Genomic DNA, 18,507 nt, shown 5'->3' on the forward strand with positions numbered 1-18,507 from the left:
GCGGAAGTAATACTATGAGTAAGGAAGCATTGTTATCTCAAATACAGCTTAGAAAGCCAAAGTTAAGATTGCATTATAAAATCAATAAATCCCAACAAGACAATTTGCCTATATATAAAATAAAACTCAATGATACTCTTATAAAATCTAACAATGATACACCACTAGATGCTCTTAATATTGACATAGCTAAAGATACAAAAACATTAGATGCAGGAATATTAAATGATAGCAGTTTAGATTCTAATCTGCAAGATATACTCTCTAAAATCTACTCTAGCTTAAAACAAACTTATGCCAAAGACTATCTTTATCAATATCTATACTTACAATTAGATTCTAATACACTCTCTCTTGTCTTGCTTATCCCTCAAAAGATTCCTCAAATATATAAACAAGCCTACAAAAACTATGAACATAAAGACTATGGTATAGGGAAATATAATGAGATGTATAGGTATAATGCATATAAGTACAAAGAGATGTTTGGTGATTATACAGATATTGGCTTATCTAATGATTACCTCACACACTACACAAAGGTATTCTATGCACCTGCTTTGAGCAAAAAGATACAGATAGAGTTGGCTTATGGAGTAGATTCTGTATTAGAATCTCGCGATAGGGAATTGGAAAAAGACAGTGCAATACAAGATATAACAAAGATTCTAGTTGTCAATGCTTTTAAAAAAACTACAAATAGATTATGGAGAAATAATGATAATTAAAGATGTAAAAACCTTATTGCAAGAGATTGATAGAATGCTAGGTAATAGCAAGGAGGCAAAAATTATATTGCTATGTCCTAATATCAATCAAGACATTATAGAATCGCAAAATAACAGCTTGCTAAAGCATATAATATCTAAGAATACTACTATATATTCTTTTGAGCAGTTAAACGAAGCACAAATCTTTAAGAGTCCAAGCCAACAAAATAGTAAAACAAATAACATAAAATCATTTCATAGCAAAGATGCTAATGAGATTATAAATGCTATCTTAGATTCAATAAAAAAATCTGCAAAGCTTTCAAATAAAAAATACGATAGTCTAGAGGATATGTTAAGTGATATTGAAGAAATAGAGCAGATTTCTCTACAAGATTGCAAGAAAATAATACACAATAAAATTAAAAACATTACCGAATCAGATTTGTTTAACAATGTAAAAGAAGATTTGCTAGAACAAATAGACCAAACACTAGACACATTAGAGCAATATATTAAAGAATCTCTCAATGATAGAAAGAAAGATATAACAAAAAACATTATAACAGCGATAGTTGGAGGATGTATTTTGTTTCTTTCAGGTGGAAGCTTACCAATTATATTGACAGGAGCATCTATTATTGCACTCTCAGCTTTTATAAATGATAGAGATTCTAAAAATAAGACATATAACTATATGAAAAATCCAATTATAGATTTTTTAACAACACAATTAGCAATGTGTATGCAATTTGTCAATACTCGCCTTCTCTCTTGTATGCTTATTGTAGAAAGTACAAAAGATTCTCAAAAAACATTGGAATTCATCGATTTATCCGGTTTCAATACCGCTATGAACGACCCACTTACAATGTGCTCTCAAAATATCGCCTTTAAAGGAAAAATGACACTACCTAATGAGGTAAAGGATATTGAGGCACTCATTGAGGCACTTCTAGAACAAAGGGATATTACACTACCCACAATAGATGCTAATGATTTTTCAACACAAGCTATAAGTATATATAAAGCTGACGATATAAAAAATAATAATGTATTGCTTAATTCTATTGCTACAAAAACACGTCAATTCAATCATATTGTATATCTTGAATCCCCACATTTTAATTCTGCTTTATTGGCTGAAATATTTAACAATAAAAACAAACAATATCCAAATAATCATACAACAAATATGGCAAAAAATTATCTCATCATCACAAATGCTCCAAGCAAATATAATGCTGGGCTTACAGAGATGATTACAAATACTATACTTGATAATACAATTAAAGATGAAATCAATAATCGCCAAATACGCAATCCAAATATATTCTATCAAAATAAGCAAAAAAGCTACAATCCAAGTAGAGATTATAGTGAATACAAGATAGAAATAACAAAAAAAGATGATGAGCCATTTGTTCTGCAGCTCTCACCATTTGCAAGGGTGGATAGTGAAAAAATCAAAGCAGCACTTGAGAACAATAACGAATACAAACAGGCAAAAAAAGATTATGAAAGATTATGTAAAGAGTACGCAAATAGCATTCATTCAAATTATTCGCCAGGTGATTTGAATATATTACGTCAAACAAGAAGAAAAAAAACACAAATAAATCGTATCGAACAATCCTACGGCTTAGAATATATAGACTCTTTTTTTAAAACCCCAAACGATATAGAAGAAATTGTTAGGAATGAAGAGCAAATGGCAAAAGATTATTTGCAAGCCATAGAAAATTTTACTAATGATATAAAAAACAAAACATTGCTCGATATATTCTCTATATTTTGTAGTGTATATCTTTTTCGATTCTATTTTCCATATTTTCCATATACAAGTGAAGTTATAAAGAATGGCTCAAGACTAAAATTTACATGTTTAAATGAAACATATGATTTTACTTTGCATAGCTATAATATGGAAATAGACAAAATAAAGCATATTGCACAAGCCCTTCGCATACATTTTCTTCCAAATACAAACGAGATAAATAATGCACCACATAATAATCAAAGTGATAGTACAGAAAATTTTTTCAATGAGATAGATAAGTTGATATACAGCAGTCCTGATGATTTTAAGGAAACATTGGAAAAAAGTAAACAACAAACATCGCAAGATTTACAACAAGAAATACAAGATTTGCTAGACTTACAAAATGACTTGCAAGGATTCCAAGAAAAAGAACAATATAAGCAATCTACACAAGCCAAACACACACAAGAAATTCTCCAAGTCTCAATACTCAAAATAATAGGTGCAATATGTCCATTGATAAACTTTACACATGAAAACACACTAGATACAATCAAGCACTGCATTACTATTTATTTGAATGTGTTATCAGAGCTGAATAATTCTGCAAGCATAGCAAAGACATTATTAAAAGAAATAGGGATATTTTCTATCGCATTTGTGCCAAACATAAGGGTACATATCGCCATAAACAATGAGGTAGCAACTTTACAACAAACATTAAGAAACAATATGAGTAATATAGATAAATTGCGAAATCATATTGTTTCAACACTAAATGCAAATGTAACAAAGGTAGAGCAAGCAATTATGGGCTACACGCAGTTTGATTTACGAATCACACAAGCTCAAATACGGTATTTCCACGCAAAATCAGCTTTTATATTGCATTCGCACAAACTCCAAAATGCAAAGACACTCGATATAGAAAAGCTAAAAGCACAACTCATAAAACAAGAAAACACAGCATTTGGAAAAAAGTTTATAAAAAATCTCCATATTACCCATACAAACAAGAATCATCATTCCTCATATAAAATAGGTATAAATCAAGCAAAAGAGATACTTAAACAAGCACAAACCACACATACGCACAACATTTTTTATCAAATTAAATTCAATCTTGCCACAGCGGGTATTGACATAGCTTTGAATCTCGTGCTTAACTCTTTGATGCCAACAAGCCACGAAAACCGCAAAAGAGAATTTGATAGTATAATGCACAAACGATATAAGTTTTATTATGATGTACCCTATGCCATAAAAAGAAAGGAAAAAGTAAGAGAAAATATTGTTAGGATAACACAAACAGAAATCTATAATGATCTTATAGAAACAACAAGGCAATTCACTTACTATCCTATGGCTGTGTTTGCTAAATTCATTTCTTTTGATATGCAGTCTATGATATATGGTACAGAGCTTTGCACAGGCGGACTAAGCCATCATATCGGGTTGGCATATTTATTAGAGCAAAACAACAATGAACAGATAAGAGATTTTATACTCCACAAACTCCTAAGCTATCTCATCATAGATGAAAAACGAGGAGCAAACAATATAGATTATATAGAGCTTGATACAGATAAACAAATAGATGATATTGCTTTTTTTAAAGGTAAAAATCTCAATGGCAATGATATTGCAGTCAATATAAATCTTAATAATATCTTAGCCTATAAAGTTCCAAAAAGCACAGATAAAAATAGTCTCTATCAGCAATTTAAAGCGTTAGAAAAAGAAGGAGAATCCTCTGCCATAGATGCTTACAATGAAGTCCTAGATATTCTTAATGACTATAAAGATTATTATTTTACCAATACAAGAACCTTAGATTCTAAGGGAAACACACTCAGTATTAAAGAAGATGTACAAAAAGCAAGAAGACTATTAGAATGCCTTAATACCATAGGACGCAATAATATTAAGGCTTTGTATAGGGGAACAAGTGAGGATAGCATAGGCATGATTCGTCCCAAATTTATAGGTCGTCTTGCTACTACTATCATTATAGAAAATGGTTTATGGTTAGGGTAAAGATACAAACATAAAGGATTAAAATGTGGTTATTTAGTAGTGATGAAGAGAATAAAAAGGCAGTAAGGATTGTCAAAGATATGTTTGGAAATGATATAGAACTGGATTCTAATGGTAATGTTATATTAAAAGATTATAGATTTGATATTCAGACAATTTTTGATTATGAAGTTACAAAGATTCCAAGTGAAGATAAAGAGTTTTTAAAACAAGATTCTCTAAGGGCTACTAGGCTATTAAATGAAACAAATGCTATCTTAGAATCCTCCCCTTATAAATCCTATAAACCCATTTATTTAGATCCTGTATTAAAAACAGGATCTAACTCAACACTCTTAGAGTTTAAAGAGTGGCAAGAACTCTATCTTAAAGATCCTGTAAAAAAAGCTATAGCTCCTTGGACAAAAGCAGAAAAAGCTTATTATGAATCTTTACAAACAAAAAAAGAAAGATATAAATATCTAGTGATTAGAAGTGGATTAAGAAGTTCTGTTATAGATATACCTTATGATGCAATAGGTGGTGTAGATGACTATGGAAGGGTGATCAATCCAGACTATGAAGAGATATTTTATCAAGTAAATAGACATAAAGATACCTTGAGATCAGCTCTTTTTGAACAGGAATGGGGTATAGCAGCAGGCATACTTGGAAATCCAAGATATCTTTCAACAAGTAATGCAGGTTTTAATGCACGATATATACAAGCACTCATATTACGAATGCAAGTTGATGCTACTAGCACTAATTTTTTAGGATTAAGAAGTTATGAAAGCTATGGAGAAAATGTTATAGGGGCTGAATATTTAGGTTTAAGGAAGAATCCTCTCCGCCAACAGCAAGTTACAGCCCTAGCAAAGAAAATAAAGCCTGATAAATATGGTATGCTACCTTATATAGATGAAATAATAGGGGTAGATTGGGTGATGGATTATAGTCAATTTGATATCTATGGTGATATCAATTTTGAGCTTTATGAGCTAACAGGATCATCATTAAAAGACCCTAGAGATCCAGACTCTACTCCTGAGAGTAGGATGGAGTTTATGGAAAAAGCAAATTTTTTATCACAACGAAGAGTCGAGGCTTCAGCGCTCAATTTACCATATCCACCAACAAGAAGTGGTGCTCAATCAGAATTAGAATATGATACGGTAACACTTTATGCTAAAATTCGTGCAGTTACTCCCCCTCAAGGCTACCCTAATGCACCAACTTATTTTATCCCTGAATACTTAGAAGAGCTGTATCAACAAGGCAAACTAGATAAAAGACTAGATCCTAGAATCCCAGCAATATATAGAGAAAACTTCCCAGAATACTTAAGAAAAGAAATAGAGGAGTATGCAAGGAAGTATGATATAAAGTAGAGTATATATTAGTATGAAAAAGAATAATTAAATAGTAATGTGATCGTATATAAAACTTTATTGCATTACTCTCAAAAGCTATAGCATAAAGAAGGTAAGGTGAAAATTTAAGTTAATAAGCTTAAGAATATTTCTAGGAATAAGATACAATACATAAAATTGAATAAGGAGTTAAAAATGTTAAAGCAAATACTATATTCTGCTATGGTGCTATGTTTGTTTGTAGGGTGTTCAAAGCCCTTGCCAGAATGCAAGAGTGATAAAGATAAGATTAAAGGTTGTGCGGAGAGAAAATATTATGAAAATGGACAGCTTTTCGAAGAAATTCCATACAAAGATGATAAAGAAAATGGTGTTTGGAAAAGGTATTATGACAATGGACAATTAGAAATAGAAACTCCATTGAAAGATGGTAAAATGAATGGTGTTATGAGATTGTATTATGACAATGGACAATTAGAAATAGAAACTCCATACAAAGATAGTAAAGTAAATGGTGTTATGAGATTGTATTATGACAATGGACAATTAAAAAGAGAAACTCCATACAAAGATGATAAAATAAATGGTGTTTTGAAAGCGTATTATGAAAATGGGCAATTAGAAAGAGAAATTCTATATGAAAATGGTATTGCAAAATAAAAATTGATAGCAAGTTTAGAAATAATACTAAACTTGTTTGGGCAGCTTATGAGTTTAATAAGTAAGCAATTTAAATAAAAGGATTTAGAAAAACTTAAAAGAGAAAATAGTAATCCTACTATTACTCTTCACGACATCCCAGACTCTACTTACAAAGACTATGAAATTCCAGAACAGATAATGCTTTTTAATCTTCAAATGCAACTCCGCTCCCACCAAGCAAAAACAATATGAAGATGTGCTTTTATTCTATTATCAATGCAGCTGTCTTACTCAACTCTTTACTCTAAATTCTGTATAAATATTTATTTATTTTGTTAGTTGATAGAAGTTTGTAAAAGAAGTAATGGTGCGCTCAAGAGGATTCGAACCTCTGACCTTTTGAACCGCAATCAAATGCTCTATCCAGCTGAGCTATGAGCGCTAAAGCAAATCAAAATCATAGTTAAATTTTACTTAAAACTAGGTTATTTTTACTTCAAAAAGTTATATGACAAATCTTTATTTGAATTAGACTTAAAAGTATTACACAATCCATTAGCGAGTTGCCCTTCTTTTTTCATAAAATTTTTTTTTAAATTGTGTAAATTCTTGTTTTATAATGGCATTTTGCATCTGTTTCATTAAATCAAGATAATAATGCAAATTATGCAAACTTGCCAAACGAAAAAAAGTTAATTCTTTCGTTTTAAAAAGATGATTCAAATACGCTCTTGAAAAATGCTTGCAAGTATAACACGTACAGAGCACATCAATGCTTTCATTATCATTGATATATTCGGCTTTTTTAATATTAAATTTTCCAAAAGAGGTGAAAAATGTTCCATTTCTAGCATTTCTAGTAGGCATTACACAATCAAACATATCTACACCTCGTTCCACATTCTCAACCAAATCTTCAGGAGTGCCAACACCCATTAAATATCTTGGACGATTTGCATCAATGAAAGGAATTACTCTTTCAACCGTTTCATACATCAATATGTTTTCTTCTCCTACGCTTAAACCACCTATTGCAAGTCCATCAAAATCCATTTCGCACAATTCAATAGCGCATCTTCTTCTTTCTTCAAAATCTGTCCCTCCTTGAATAATACCAAAAAGATTTTGTTCAACCCCATTTCCTTTTTTTTGTTGGAATTTATGGTATTTAATGGCTTCATTTGCCCATTTAATTGTACGACAAACAGAAAGTTCTACTTGTTTTTTTGGAGCGGGAAGTCCTATAAGATCATCTAAAACCATCATAATATCACTTCCTAAGTCATACTGCGTATCAAGCACACTCTTTGGTGTAAAAAAATGCAAACTCCCATCAATATGACTTTTAAATTGTATGCCCTCATCAACAGCTTTTGAATTTTTACTCAAAGAAAATGCTTGAAAACCTCCACTATCGGTAAGAAAAGAGCGGTGAAAATTACTAAAATGATGTAAACCACCGAGTTTTTTTACAAGTTGTGCGCCAGGTCTAAGATAAAGATGGTAAGTATTAGCAAGTATTATTTGAGTGTCTAATTTTTCTTCTAAATCAAGCGCATCTAAACTTTTTACAACACAAGCTGTACCCACAGGCATAAAAACAGGCGTTAAAAAAGTGCTATGAGCTGTTTTGATCTCACACACTCTTGCGGCATTATCTTTATGCTTTATTTTAAAGTCCATTTGTTATAATTCCTTTTTATGGAGTACTATAATGAAACATATTTTAATCATAATTGATGGCATTTTAGCAAAGCATTTCTTAGAAAGGCTTTGCTTTGAAAAGGGTTTGGATTATTTTTTCACTATTGTTTATCATAATGAAGAAAGTGTTGATTTGGACTTAAAAAGCCTTCATTTAGAATTCCATAAATTCGACCCGACTAGTCCTGCAAGGCTTGGAAAAATAATGAACAAAGCTTATAGTCAAGCTTTCATTTATATGCAAAATGAATTCGAAACAAGAAAAACTTATGAGGTTTTGCGTTCTTTTGATGAAAAATTGGAGCTTGTTATAATGGATTTTTGGGGATTGCAACTCGATGATAAACATACTAATGTAACAGATGCTAGAACAAGCTTGAGTCGCAGACTCTTAGATTTTTTGCCAGATATTGCTTTAACTGCACAACATATAGGGCTTGGAATGGGAGAGCTTATGGAAATTAAAATTCCAGTAGGTTCGCTGTTTGCTTACAGGCATATTAGCTCTATTCAGCAAAAAAGATGGCGCATAGTGCTTATTTATAGAAATTCAAAAATACATTTTGTCAGACCTTCTTTTGTTTTAGAACCCAATGATAGTATTTTAGTTGTGGGGGATCCTGTTGTTTTGCAAACTATTTTTCATAATATTCGTGGAAAAATGGGACAATTTCCTATACCTTTTGGAAATAATATTTTTACTCTTCTTGATATGAAAAATATGAGTTATAAAACTCAAGAACTTTTAATTGAAACAACTTTTATTTTGGCACGTAAAAGCAATGCAAAAAAATTTTTTATTCGGATAATTAATCCAAAACTTAATGCTATATATTTTACCTTAAAAGCTTTAGCTGATGAAAATGAAGGTATATTTTTTGACTTTTTTAACACAAATTTTAAAAATATGAATTCCTTTTTAGAAAATAACGATATAGGAATTTTTCTTACAGATACGCAACATTTTGAAAAAGAAAAGAAAATGCTTTTTGAACTTAAAATTCCTATTTTAAAGATAGGAAATTCTTCTTTTGCAAATGTTACAGAGTCTATTATTTTAAGTGCGAATGAAAGTGAGATTGAAAATAACGCAAATGTTATTACAGATTTAAGCACTCAACTTAATTTTAATGTAACTTTGTATTATTATAATCCTAATTCTCAAAGCACAGAAGATATGGAAGAATATTTTAGAAGCATATCAAGATTGTATGATAAAAATGTACAAATTATTAATAAAAATGATGAAAATCCGATTTTAAATCTACAATATAGAGAAGATTTATTACATTTTGTGAGTTTTCATTCAAACCTTTTAAGTAATGGCTTTAATAAAAATTTTAGCCTTGACTTAAACAGACATTATTATAAAATGGCTAGAAATTACCAACTTTTTATACCTATAAGTTAAAGAGAGAAGATGCAAATACCTATTCATTTAAAAAAAAATTCTTACAAGGTTTTTATTGATGAACCATTAAAACTTGAATTCGAAGGTAAAGTCGCTTTAGTAAGCAATGCTAAAGTAGCAGGACTTCACTTGCAAAAGCTTTTACCCTGCATTAAAGCAGAAGAAATTTTTATTATTACAATCAAAGATGGTGAAGAATATAAAAACATAGCAAGCATAGAAGAGATCCTTAAACAAATGTTTCTTGCAAAACTTGACAGAAAAAGCACCTTGATTAGTTTTGGTGGTGGAGTCATTTCTGATATGTGTGGATTTGCAGCAAGTATTTACCAAAGAGGAATTGATTTTATAAATATCCCAACGACGCTTTTAGCTTGTGTTGATGCAGCAGTTGGTGGAAAAACAGGTATTAATAATGAATTTGGGAAGAATTTAATCGGTACCTTTTATCAGCCCAAAGCCGTTTATTGTCAAAGCGAATTCTTAAGAACCCTAACAAGTAGAGAGCTTAGTGCTGGTTTAGCAGAATGTATTAAAATGGCCGTTATTTTTGATGATAATTTTTTTGATTATATTCATAGCATAGATGCTAAGAGTTTTTTAAAAACAAGGTGTAAAGAAGAAATTTTCACCACTCTTCTTGCAAAAAGTATAGAACTTAAGGCTATGGTTGTAACTAAAGATGAAAAAGAAAATGGAATGAGAATGCTTTTGAATTACGGGCATACTTTTGCACATATTATAGAGAATCAAACGCAATACAAAACATATCTTCACGGACAAGCTGTCGCAATAGGGATGAATATGGCAAACCGACTTGCTTTTAATTTAGGACTTTTAAGGCAACACGAATGTGAAAGAATACAACAAGTTTTAGAGCAATTTCAACTTCCAACATCCTATACAATAAAAGAAAGTGAAGAATTTTATCAAGCTTTTTTCCTTGACAAAAAAACTCAAAACAACAAAATACATTTTGTACTTCCAGTTTCGCTTGGAAAAGGGATCATTAAAAGTAATATTGATAAAGAAATTCTCTTAAAAACTATAAAAGAGTTTCAATGAAAAAAATTCTTCTTTTGTTTTGGCTTGTTTTGGCTTGTTTTGCAACTCATTCAGACGATGTTGCAATGACTAAAGAGAAAATTCAAAATCTTAACGCTATAATTAATGCAAATGCGTGGAACATAGTCTATGAAAATTTCACTCGGTATAAGAATATCAACGATGAACTTGTCCTCCTTCAACTCCAACTTAATAAACTTTCAGATGTACACGAACAAGAAGAATTGAAAAGAAAAATCGCTACATTAGAAGAACAACTTAGATTGCTTAAGGAATACAAAGATTTAAATTTCGCTCATAATTTTTCCTTTCCAAAAAATATAGAATCTTTTACAAAACTTACCAATCCTCTAGCTATCATAGGAGCTTTTTCATATATTAAAAAAATAACTAATGAAAAAGAAGCATATGCACTTAAAATCAATGAATTTAAAAGTTTTGTTAAAGCTGTGGCTGAAAAAAATGCAGCATTAAAAAAACTTATGGATTTAATTCCAAATTCTGAAAATCTAGCCAATTTACAAGATTCAAACAAAAAATTAGAAGAATTTAACACAGCCTTACAATTTGCAGTAGTTTCTTATGCTGTTTATGAAAAAAAAATCGATGAAGAAATCGACAGAGTTAATGCAGAAATAAAAGTTCAAAGTTTAAGAGCACTCAATATAGTTCTAGCTATTGCTATCGTCATTGCAATAGCTTTTATGCTAAAATTTATAGCCAAGAAATATATTAAAGATAATGAAAGATACTACACAGCTGCTAAGATTATCCATTTTGTTAATATCAATATTATTTTTCTTATTCTTTTATTTGCCTATATAGAAAATATTACTTATTTGGTAACTATTCTTGGTTTTGCTTCTGCAGGTTTAGCTATCGCAATGAAAGATATGTTTATGTCAATGCTTGGTTGGTGTGTAATTGTATTTGGCGGAAGTTTTAAAGTTGGAGATCGCGTGAAAGTTTTTCAAAATGAAACTGCTTATATAGGTGATATTATTGATATTTCTTTTTTGCGTATTACTATATATGAAGATATTACGCTTGAAACCTATACTAAAAACCGCCGGAGCGGACGTATTATTTTCATCCCAAACAATTATGTTTTTACAAGTTTGATTTCAAATTATACCCACCACGGTATGAAAACTATTATAGATGGTATTGATATTACCATCACCTTTGATTCAAATATAGACAAGGCGCAAGAACTCATAGAACAGATTGTTGTGAAATATTCAAAAGGTTATACAGATTTGGCTCGTAAAACTATAATGAGACTTCAAAATGAATACAGCATTAAAAATTCAAAAGTAGAACCACGTTTTTTTGTATTTTTTGAACACTGGGGTATGAGAATTTCAGCTTGGTATATGACTAATTCATATGCAGCTTTAGCATTAAGAAGTACTATTAGTAAAGAAATCATTAAAGAGTTAAACAAGCACAGTGATATAAAAATTGCCTATCCAAGTCAAAACCTTTATTTTAGAAATTTAAAAAATTGTGATGAGAAAATTTTTAAAGGATGATGTTTGAAACAAAAAGTATTCTTTAAAACTTTTGGTTGTCGTACAAACATTTACGATACTGAACTTTTAAAAAACTACATACAAGAGTACGAAATTGTCAATCACGAAAACAATGCACAAGTTATTATTATTAATTCTTGTACTGTAACAAATGGCGCTGATAGTGGGTTGCAAAATTACATCAATGCAATGCAAAGAAGAGGTGTTAAAATATTACTCACCGGTTGTGCTGCGGCAAGCAAGGGGAAAGAACTTTTAGAAAAAAAACAAATTTTTGGTGTTTTTGGAGCTTCAGAAAAAGAAAAAATTAACGAATTTGTATCTTCAAAAACAAATTTTTATGAGCTTGGTAATTTAAATTTTATTGATAAAAATATCGTTTGTAATTACGAGAATCACACAAAAGCTTTTGTAAAAATTCAGGAAGGTTGTGATTTTGCTTGTTCTTATTGTATCATACCAAGTGTAAGAGGAAAATCTCGAAGTGTTGATGAGAAAACATTGCTTGAACAAGTGAAAATTCTTAGCCAAAATGGATACAAAGAAATTGTTTTAACAGGTACGAATATAGGTTCATATGGACTTAAAAACGGAACAACACTTGGAAAGCTTTTGCAACAAATGGGACAAATTTCAGGCATAAAAAGGATACGTCTTGGCAGTCTAGAGCCTGCGCAACTTGATGAAAGTTTTTTTGAAATTTTAGATGAAACTTGGCTTGAAAGACATTTACATATTGCACTTCAACATACAAGTGAAAAAATGCTAAGAATTATGAAGCGCAGAAGTCATACAGAGAATGACTTACAACTTTTTGATACTTTGGCAAAAAAAGGTTTTGCATTAGGTACTGATTTTATAGTTGGACATCCCGGAGAAGATGAAGAAATTTGGAATGAAGCTCTAAAAAATTTTAAAGAGTTTCAGATTACACATATTCATGGTTTTATTTTTTCACCAAGAAAGAATACGCTTTCTGCCAATTTGAAAGAAAAAATCAATGGAAAAATAGCAAAGGCAAGACTAAATCAATTAAAAGAATTTGTGCAAGACAATAATTTTAAATTCAGAAAAAAAGTAAAAACTCCGCTTGAAATTCTCATTGAAAGTGAAAAAGGGGGATTTTTTGAAGGTTATGATCAGTTTTTTAATAAAATCAAAATATCAAGTAAAGTAAATCTTTTAAAACAATGGCTTATACTTAAAGAATATGAAATTTTTTCACAAGGCAATCAAGCTCATTTTCAAGGTTAGGTTATGAAAAATAAAAAAATTATTCTTATTTCTTTTGGAATTTTATGCTTGCTTTTGACAATTTTATATTTCAAAAATGAACCAAAATATATAGATGAACATTTATATAAAAGTCTGTTGAGTCAAAATCTCATTCAAAAAGCTATTGTTGAAAATGATAAAATTTTACTTAGGGCAGGGGGCGATAATTATGCTATTATCAAAGAAGGTGTAGATTTAAAAGAACTTTTGACTCAAGTGCCTGTTGAAATTAAAAAAGAAAATACTTTGCAAATTGTCTTTATTTTGTTTATTTTTTGTGTGGCACTTTTACTTTCTTTATTGTATTTTGCTCGCAAAAAAGAATTAAAAAAAACTTCTTTTTCTAAAACAGCCTATCCTAACACTGCTATAAATTTAGAAACACAAAATATAAGACCTGTTATCTCAAACATTAATTTTGATGATGTTGCAGGTGTTGATGAAGTAAAAGTAGAGCTTAGCGAGCTTGTAGATTTTCTTAAAAATCCTAAAAAATATAAAGAATTTGGTGTGAAAATGCCAAAGGGTGTTTTAATGGTAGGACCACCCGGTGTTGGTAAAACACTTATAGCAAAAGCCATTGCTGGTGAAGCGGGAGTGCCTTTTTTTTACCAAAGTGGTTCAGCTTTTGTTGAAATTTATGTAGGAATGGGTGCAAAAAGAGTACGTGAACTTTTTTCAAAGGCTAAATTAATGGCGCCAAGTATTATTTTTATCGATGAGATTGATGCTGTTGGAAAAGCAAGAGGTGAAACATCAAATGTAGAAAGAGATAGTACTCTGAATCAACTTTTAACTCAAATGGATGGTTTTGAAGATAATAGTGGTGTAATAGTCATAGCAGCAACGAATAAAATAGAACTTATGGATTTAGCACTTTTACGTTCAGGACGTTTTGACAGACGGATTTTTCTTTCTCTTCCGGATTTTAACGACAGATTGAAAATTCTAGAAGTTTATATGAAAGATAAAAGAAACAAAGTCGATTTGCCTAAAATTGCTAAGGCAAGTGTTGGCTTTAGTGGAGCAGGGCTTGAAACTTTAGTTAATGAAGCTGCTATTAATGCTTTGCGTAGAAATTCAAACTTTGTAGAAGAAAATGATTTTTATGCTGTACTCAATAAAGTACTGCTAGGAAAAAGGAAAATTTTACACTTTAGCGAAAGCGAAAAGAAAATTCAAGCAAGTTATCAAGCGGCTAAGGCTTTGAGTGCATACTATTTTGATATATCCTTTGAAAAAATTACTCTTATAGAAGATCGTTTTAAAGAATATGAAAGTCAAATCAAATCAAAATCAGAACTGATTAATAAAGTCAAGGTCTATTTAGCTGGTTCTAGAGCTTCTTTGCTTCTTTACAATGAACGCTATACTAATTCTCAAAATGATTTAATAAAAATCAAAGAATTACTTGAATATATGAAAAGTTTTGATATGCTTGAAGAAACAAATTTAGATTTACAAAAAAAAGAGATGGATGAATTTTTATATACAATGAAAGATAAAATAATAAAACTCTCTGAAGTTTTACTTGAAAAAGAAAAACTAGAATATGAAGATGTAAAAAATCTTATGCAAGTTTGATTTTATTGACAAAAATTAATCATCAATGCCTTTATATAAAATTGTCCCATTAAAATCAATAACAAGTTCAAAACCATTAACAAGTTTGATTTTATAATAATTAATCTTTTTATCAATCTCTTTTAAGGGTACATTTGGAAATTCATTTTTGATAATAGCAGCTAAATTAGAAGGTAAAATATCTACATTAATCGGTAATATTTTTGACTCAATTTCTTTCCAAGAACCATCAATATCAAATTCAAGTTCTGTACCATCGCTAAGATAAACTTCATATGAATTCTTATCTCTTTGAACTAGGCTAATTTGTGCTTGAAAATTATTTCGTAAAAATTCTTTTGCTGTAGAAGGCAAAGAATCTGGTGAGATAATAATGTCTCCATAAAGAAGAATAGGAATAAAGACTAAAATAAAGAATGTATTTTTTATATTCAATTTGATATCCTAGATGGAAACTTTTAAAAAATCCTAATGAATTTATGTGAATTTTATATGAAATGTATCACAATACATCATATAACTTTCTAAAGGCAAGGTTTGGTTACAGTTTTTTTAATCCTTATAAACATTATTTTTTATTTCACTGTGCCTTATAATTATTATAGCTTATTTGGACTTAATATTTTATTTTTTAAAAAAGATGCCTTTTGGCAAATTGCAAGTGCTTTATTTTTACACGCCAATCTCACTCATCTTATTTTAAATATGATAGTTTTGTTTCAATTTGGAAAAATTTTAGAGAATTGTTTAGGTTCTTTTAAATTTTGTCTGCTTTATATCACCGGCGGTTTGTTATGTTCATTTCTTAGTGCCTGTTATATTTATTTTATTTTTCTGACTTCAAACGAGTTTGTAAATGTAGTTGGAGCTAGTGGAGTAATTTGTGTTTTAATGGGATATTATGCTGTATTAGATGCAAATAGCTTAAAAGGTCTTTTTATCGTTGTAATGCTAATGAGTTTCGTTCCTTTATTAATGGGTATCAATGTAGCTTGGTATGCGCATATTTTTGGTTTTATTTGCGGTTTTATATTGGCTAAATTGAAAGAAAAAAGATGAAAAAAATTTATCTTATGCGTCACGCAAAAGCATTGAAAGATAAGGATAGAGAAGATTTTGATAGAGATTTAAATTCTAGGGGCAAACAAGATTTAAAAAAACTTTTTTCTCTTCTTAGTGCCTACACAATCAAACCCGACTATATACTTGCAAGCCCTGCAAAACGCACAGCGAAAACTGCTGAAAAATTTGCGAAATTGTATAATTTTAAAAAGCAAGATATAGTATTCAATCATACTCTTTATACAGCAAATGCAGAAGAAATATTTAGTTTAATACAAAAAATACAAGCTCAATATAATGAAATTCTTATCATAGGGCATAACCCTCACATAATACACTTGTGCGAACTTTTAGGATCTTTGTGCCTGACTTGTTTTCCTACTTCTTCCATACTGTGTCTCGAATTTGATATAAATGACTTTCAAGATCTACAAGAACATAGTGGAAAACTTGTCTTTTTTGAGCATATAAGGGATTTAAAAGACAATGAAGCTTATTTCCAACCTTCTATATAATTCTTTAATTTTCTTCCAACCTTTGGATGTTTTAGTTTTTTAATAGCTGAACTCTCTATTTGTCTTACTCTTTCACGTGTTACATTAAGCTCTTTGCCAATTTCTTCTAATGTTCTATCACTTTCATCATCCAACAATCCAAAACGCATTCGTATGACAGCTTTCTCTCTATCGTTGAGTTGATCCAAAACTTCATCAATTTGTTCTTTTAAATCATCTTTTAAGATATGCTCCATAGGAGAGAGTACATTTCTATCTTCTACAAAATCTCCAAATTTCCCATCTTCCTCATTGCCTATTGGAGCTTCAAGAGAAATTGGCTCTTTTGTTATTTTGATAACTTGTTTGACTTTATCCACACTTAATCCAACACCTTTAGCTATAACATTAACATCCGGCTCCTTGCCCTCTCTTTGCAAATGCTCTCTTATAATTTTATTAATTTGATTAATTGTTTCTATCATATGAATAGGAATGCGAATAGTCCTAGCCTGATCGGCAATAGCTCTTGATATTGCTTGTCGTATCCACCAAGTTGCATAAGTTGAAAATTTATATCCTCTTTTATATTCAAATTTATCTACGGCTTTCATTAAGCCTATATTACCTTCTTGTATAAGGTCTAGAAATGGTAAACCACGATTTGTATAACGTTTTGCTATGCTTACAACCAAACGAAGATTTGATTTCGCCATTCTTCCTTTAGATTCATCTGATATATTTTTCCCTCTTTTTATCTGCTCTAAAATTTCTTTTAATCGTCCTTTTTCTAAATCAAAGCTTTTTTCACTTGCTTCTTTCGTTTGAAAAAGTTTTTTGATTTCCATATAAGTACTCACCATAGTAGTTTCAAGGGCTTTTTCAGCAATTTCTTCTTTACTAAGTTTTGTAATATCTTTTAAGATATTAGCGTGTCTTGTTTTAAGTTCATCTGAAAACATAGGCAATCGGTATTCAAGTCTTTTAAGCTCTTTATCAAATTCTTCATCACTTTTTAAAGCTGTTTCCATAGATTTAACTATTTCGCTAATAAGTTTTGAACTTGGACCCAAATCCATTAATTTTTCTTTTAGTATATTTTTCTTAAAAGCTATACTGAGTTTATCTAAAAGCTTATTTCCACTTTCTTTTTCCTTTGAAACTTTCAACCACTCTTTTTTTGCTTTTTCAAGTGCTTTAAATTTTTCAATTACTCTTAAAGCCCTTTCATCATCTTTTTTATTTGCCTTTTTAGATTTTTCATCTTCAATTTCTGCTTTTTCACTGAATTCTTCTTCTAAGTCAAGTTCTTCAAGTTTTTCTTCATTTTTTTCTTCATCATCAAAACTTTTAAAAAGCTCTTTAACTCGTCTTTCCCTATTAATTAAAGGCTCTTTGTAATCCAAAATAAAATCGATTAGGTATGGTACAGAACAAAAAGCATCAATAATAATATCTTCTCCAAGTTCAATTTTTTTTGAAATTTCAATTTCTTCATCTTTATTAAGTAAAGCAATTTGCCCCATTTCTCTAAGATACATACGCACAGGCGAATCAGAACGACTCCATTCAAGTAAATCATTTTCATTAGCAAGATCAAATTCATTCTCAAGACTTATATCTTGAAGTTTTTTCTTTTCTTCTTGTAGTCTTTTTGCATCTTCTATATTTTTCATTTGTGCAATTTCAGCAGCAGAGAAAAGTTGCACTTTATATTTTTTCATTAAGGCTTGAATTTTTTTGGTTATTACTATATTTGGCTGTTTTGAGAGGTGTTTAACAAGCTTCTCGTACGTAAGATAATCTTTTGCATTCTCTTTAAATAAATTTTCCAATTTTGTTTCTTGTGCCTTAGCATTCATCGAGTTTTCCTT

13 protein-coding genes, 1 tRNA gene and 1 pseudogene are annotated in these 18,507 nt (G+C 30.1%); 11 read left to right on the top strand and 4 right to left on the bottom strand.

All coding sequences use genetic code 11. The features are described 5' to 3' along the window. From OQH62_RS03520 to OQH62_RS03535, 4 genes and pseudogenes are all read left to right on the top strand, one after another. Positions 1-728 (top strand): annotated as a pseudogene (locus tag OQH62_RS03520) (hypothetical protein); the annotation flags it as partial. Further along, positions 718-4,509 (top strand): hypothetical protein, encoded by a 3,792-nt coding sequence (locus OQH62_RS03525; RefSeq protein ID WP_266013870.1) that lies wholly within the window; start codon positions 718-720, stop codon positions 4,507-4,509. The pseudogene OQH62_RS03520 and the gene OQH62_RS03525, both read left to right, overlap by 11 nt. A gap of 23 nt (positions 4,510-4,532) precedes the next feature. Beyond that, on the top strand, positions 4,533-5,879 hold the full coding sequence (locus OQH62_RS03530) for a hypothetical protein (protein ID WP_266013873.1): 1,347 nt from the start codon (positions 4,533-4,535) through the stop codon (positions 5,877-5,879). A 177-nt stretch (positions 5,880-6,056) separates the two neighbouring features. Continuing rightward, entirely contained in the window at positions 6,057-6,521 is a 465-nt protein-coding gene (locus OQH62_RS03535) for a toxin-antitoxin system YwqK family antitoxin (protein ID WP_266013876.1), read from the top strand. A gap of 347 nt (positions 6,522-6,868) precedes the next feature. On the opposite strand, the gene OQH62_RS03540 is transcribed toward OQH62_RS03535, so the two are convergent. Then, a tRNA-Arg gene (locus OQH62_RS03540) sits at positions 6,869-6,945 on the bottom strand. 113 nt (positions 6,946-7,058) lie between these two features. Next, positions 7,059-8,186, bottom strand: a complete 1,128-nt coding sequence (tgt, locus tag OQH62_RS03545; protein WP_266013879.1) for a tRNA guanosine(34) transglycosylase Tgt — start codon at positions 8,184-8,186, stop codon at positions 7,059-7,061. 31 nt (positions 8,187-8,217) lie between these two features. Here tgt and OQH62_RS03550 point away from each other — a divergent pair, with 31 nt between their 5' ends. Genes OQH62_RS03550 through OQH62_RS03570 form a run of 5 tightly spaced genes read left to right on the top strand, consistent with a single transcriptional unit; the run spans position 8,218 to position 15,077 of the window. Next, on the top strand, positions 8,218-9,618 hold the full coding sequence (locus OQH62_RS03550) for a COG3400 family protein (RefSeq protein ID WP_266013882.1): 1,401 nt from the start codon (positions 8,218-8,220) through the stop codon (positions 9,616-9,618). A gap of 9 nt (positions 9,619-9,627) precedes the next feature. Next, positions 9,628-10,683, top strand: a complete 1,056-nt coding sequence (gene aroB, locus OQH62_RS03555) for a 3-dehydroquinate synthase (protein ID WP_266013883.1) — start codon at positions 9,628-9,630, stop codon at positions 10,681-10,683. Continuing rightward, on the top strand, positions 10,680-12,218 hold the full coding sequence (locus OQH62_RS03560; RefSeq protein ID WP_266013885.1) for a mechanosensitive ion channel domain-containing protein: 1,539 nt from the start codon (positions 10,680-10,682) through the stop codon (positions 12,216-12,218). The genes aroB and OQH62_RS03560 overlap by 4 nt, the downstream gene beginning before the upstream one ends. A 3-nt stretch (positions 12,219-12,221) precedes the next feature. Continuing rightward, positions 12,222-13,472 carry a tRNA (N(6)-L-threonylcarbamoyladenosine(37)-C(2))-methylthiotransferase MtaB gene (gene mtaB, locus OQH62_RS03565; protein ID WP_266013888.1) on the top strand — a complete coding sequence of 417 codons (1,251 nt, stop codon included), beginning with the start codon at positions 12,222-12,224 and terminating at the stop codon, positions 13,470-13,472. Positions 13,473-13,475: 3 nt separating this feature from the next. Continuing rightward, on the top strand, positions 13,476-15,077 hold the full coding sequence (locus OQH62_RS03570; RefSeq protein WP_266013891.1) for an ATP-dependent metallopeptidase FtsH/Yme1/Tma family protein: 1,602 nt from the start codon (positions 13,476-13,478) through the stop codon (positions 15,075-15,077). A 15-nt stretch (positions 15,078-15,092) separates the two neighbouring features. On the opposite strand, the gene OQH62_RS03575 is transcribed toward OQH62_RS03570, so the two are convergent. Next, on the bottom strand, positions 15,093-15,506 hold the full coding sequence (locus OQH62_RS03575) for a PepSY-like domain-containing protein (protein WP_266014066.1): 414 nt from the start codon (positions 15,504-15,506) through the stop codon (positions 15,093-15,095). 108 nt (positions 15,507-15,614) lie between these two features. Between OQH62_RS03575 and OQH62_RS03580 the strand changes: the two genes are divergently transcribed. Both OQH62_RS03580 and OQH62_RS03585 read left to right on the top strand, forming a co-directional pair. After that, complete coding sequence (locus OQH62_RS03580; protein ID WP_266013894.1) at positions 15,615-16,136, top strand: rhomboid family intramembrane serine protease; 522 nt, start codon at positions 15,615-15,617, stop codon at positions 16,134-16,136. Further along, the gene (locus OQH62_RS03585; protein ID WP_266013897.1) at positions 16,133-16,654 is read left to right on the top strand and encodes a SixA phosphatase family protein; all 522 of its coding nucleotides are present in this window, start codon (positions 16,133-16,135) and stop codon (positions 16,652-16,654) included. The genes OQH62_RS03580 and OQH62_RS03585 overlap by 4 nt, the downstream gene beginning before the upstream one ends. On the opposite strand, the gene rpoD is transcribed toward OQH62_RS03585, so the two are convergent. Further along, entirely contained in the window at positions 16,633-18,495 is a 1,863-nt protein-coding gene (gene rpoD / locus OQH62_RS03590) for an RNA polymerase sigma factor RpoD (protein ID WP_266013901.1), read from the bottom strand. The two genes, OQH62_RS03585 and rpoD, sit on opposite strands and share 22 nt — an antisense overlap. Positions 18,496-18,507 lie beyond the last annotated feature (12 nt).

This window comes from Campylobacter sp. MIT 21-1684, assembly GCF_026241315.1.
In the GTDB taxonomy this organism is placed as follows: domain Bacteria; phylum Campylobacterota; class Campylobacteria; order Campylobacterales; family Campylobacteraceae; genus Campylobacter_D.

Coding starts and splice junctions, on each gene's coding strand:
- OQH62_RS03550 (WP_266013882.1), top strand. CDS start 8,218: ATGAAACATATTTTAATCATAATTGATGGCATTTTAGCAAAGCATTTC.
- OQH62_RS03585 (WP_266013897.1), top strand. CDS start 16,133: ATGAAAAAAATTTATCTTATGCGTCACGCAAAAGCATTGAAAGATAAG.
- OQH62_RS03570 (WP_266013891.1), top strand. CDS start 13,476: ATGAAAAATAAAAAAATTATTCTTATTTCTTTTGGAATTTTATGCTTG.
- OQH62_RS03560 (WP_266013885.1), top strand. CDS start 10,680: ATGAAAAAAATTCTTCTTTTGTTTTGGCTTGTTTTGGCTTGTTTTGCA.
- rpoD (WP_266013901.1), bottom strand. CDS start 18,495: ATGAATGCTAAGGCACAAGAAACAAAATTGGAAAATTTATTTAAAGAG.
- OQH62_RS03535 (WP_266013876.1), top strand. CDS start 6,057: ATGTTAAAGCAAATACTATATTCTGCTATGGTGCTATGTTTGTTTGTA.
- OQH62_RS03530 (WP_266013873.1), top strand. CDS start 4,533: ATGTGGTTATTTAGTAGTGATGAAGAGAATAAAAAGGCAGTAAGGATT.
- aroB (WP_266013883.1), top strand. CDS start 9,628: ATGCAAATACCTATTCATTTAAAAAAAAATTCTTACAAGGTTTTTATT.
- tgt (WP_266013879.1), bottom strand. CDS start 8,186: ATGGACTTTAAAATAAAGCATAAAGATAATGCCGCAAGAGTGTGTGAG.
- OQH62_RS03525 (WP_266013870.1), top strand. CDS start 718: ATGATAATTAAAGATGTAAAAACCTTATTGCAAGAGATTGATAGAATG.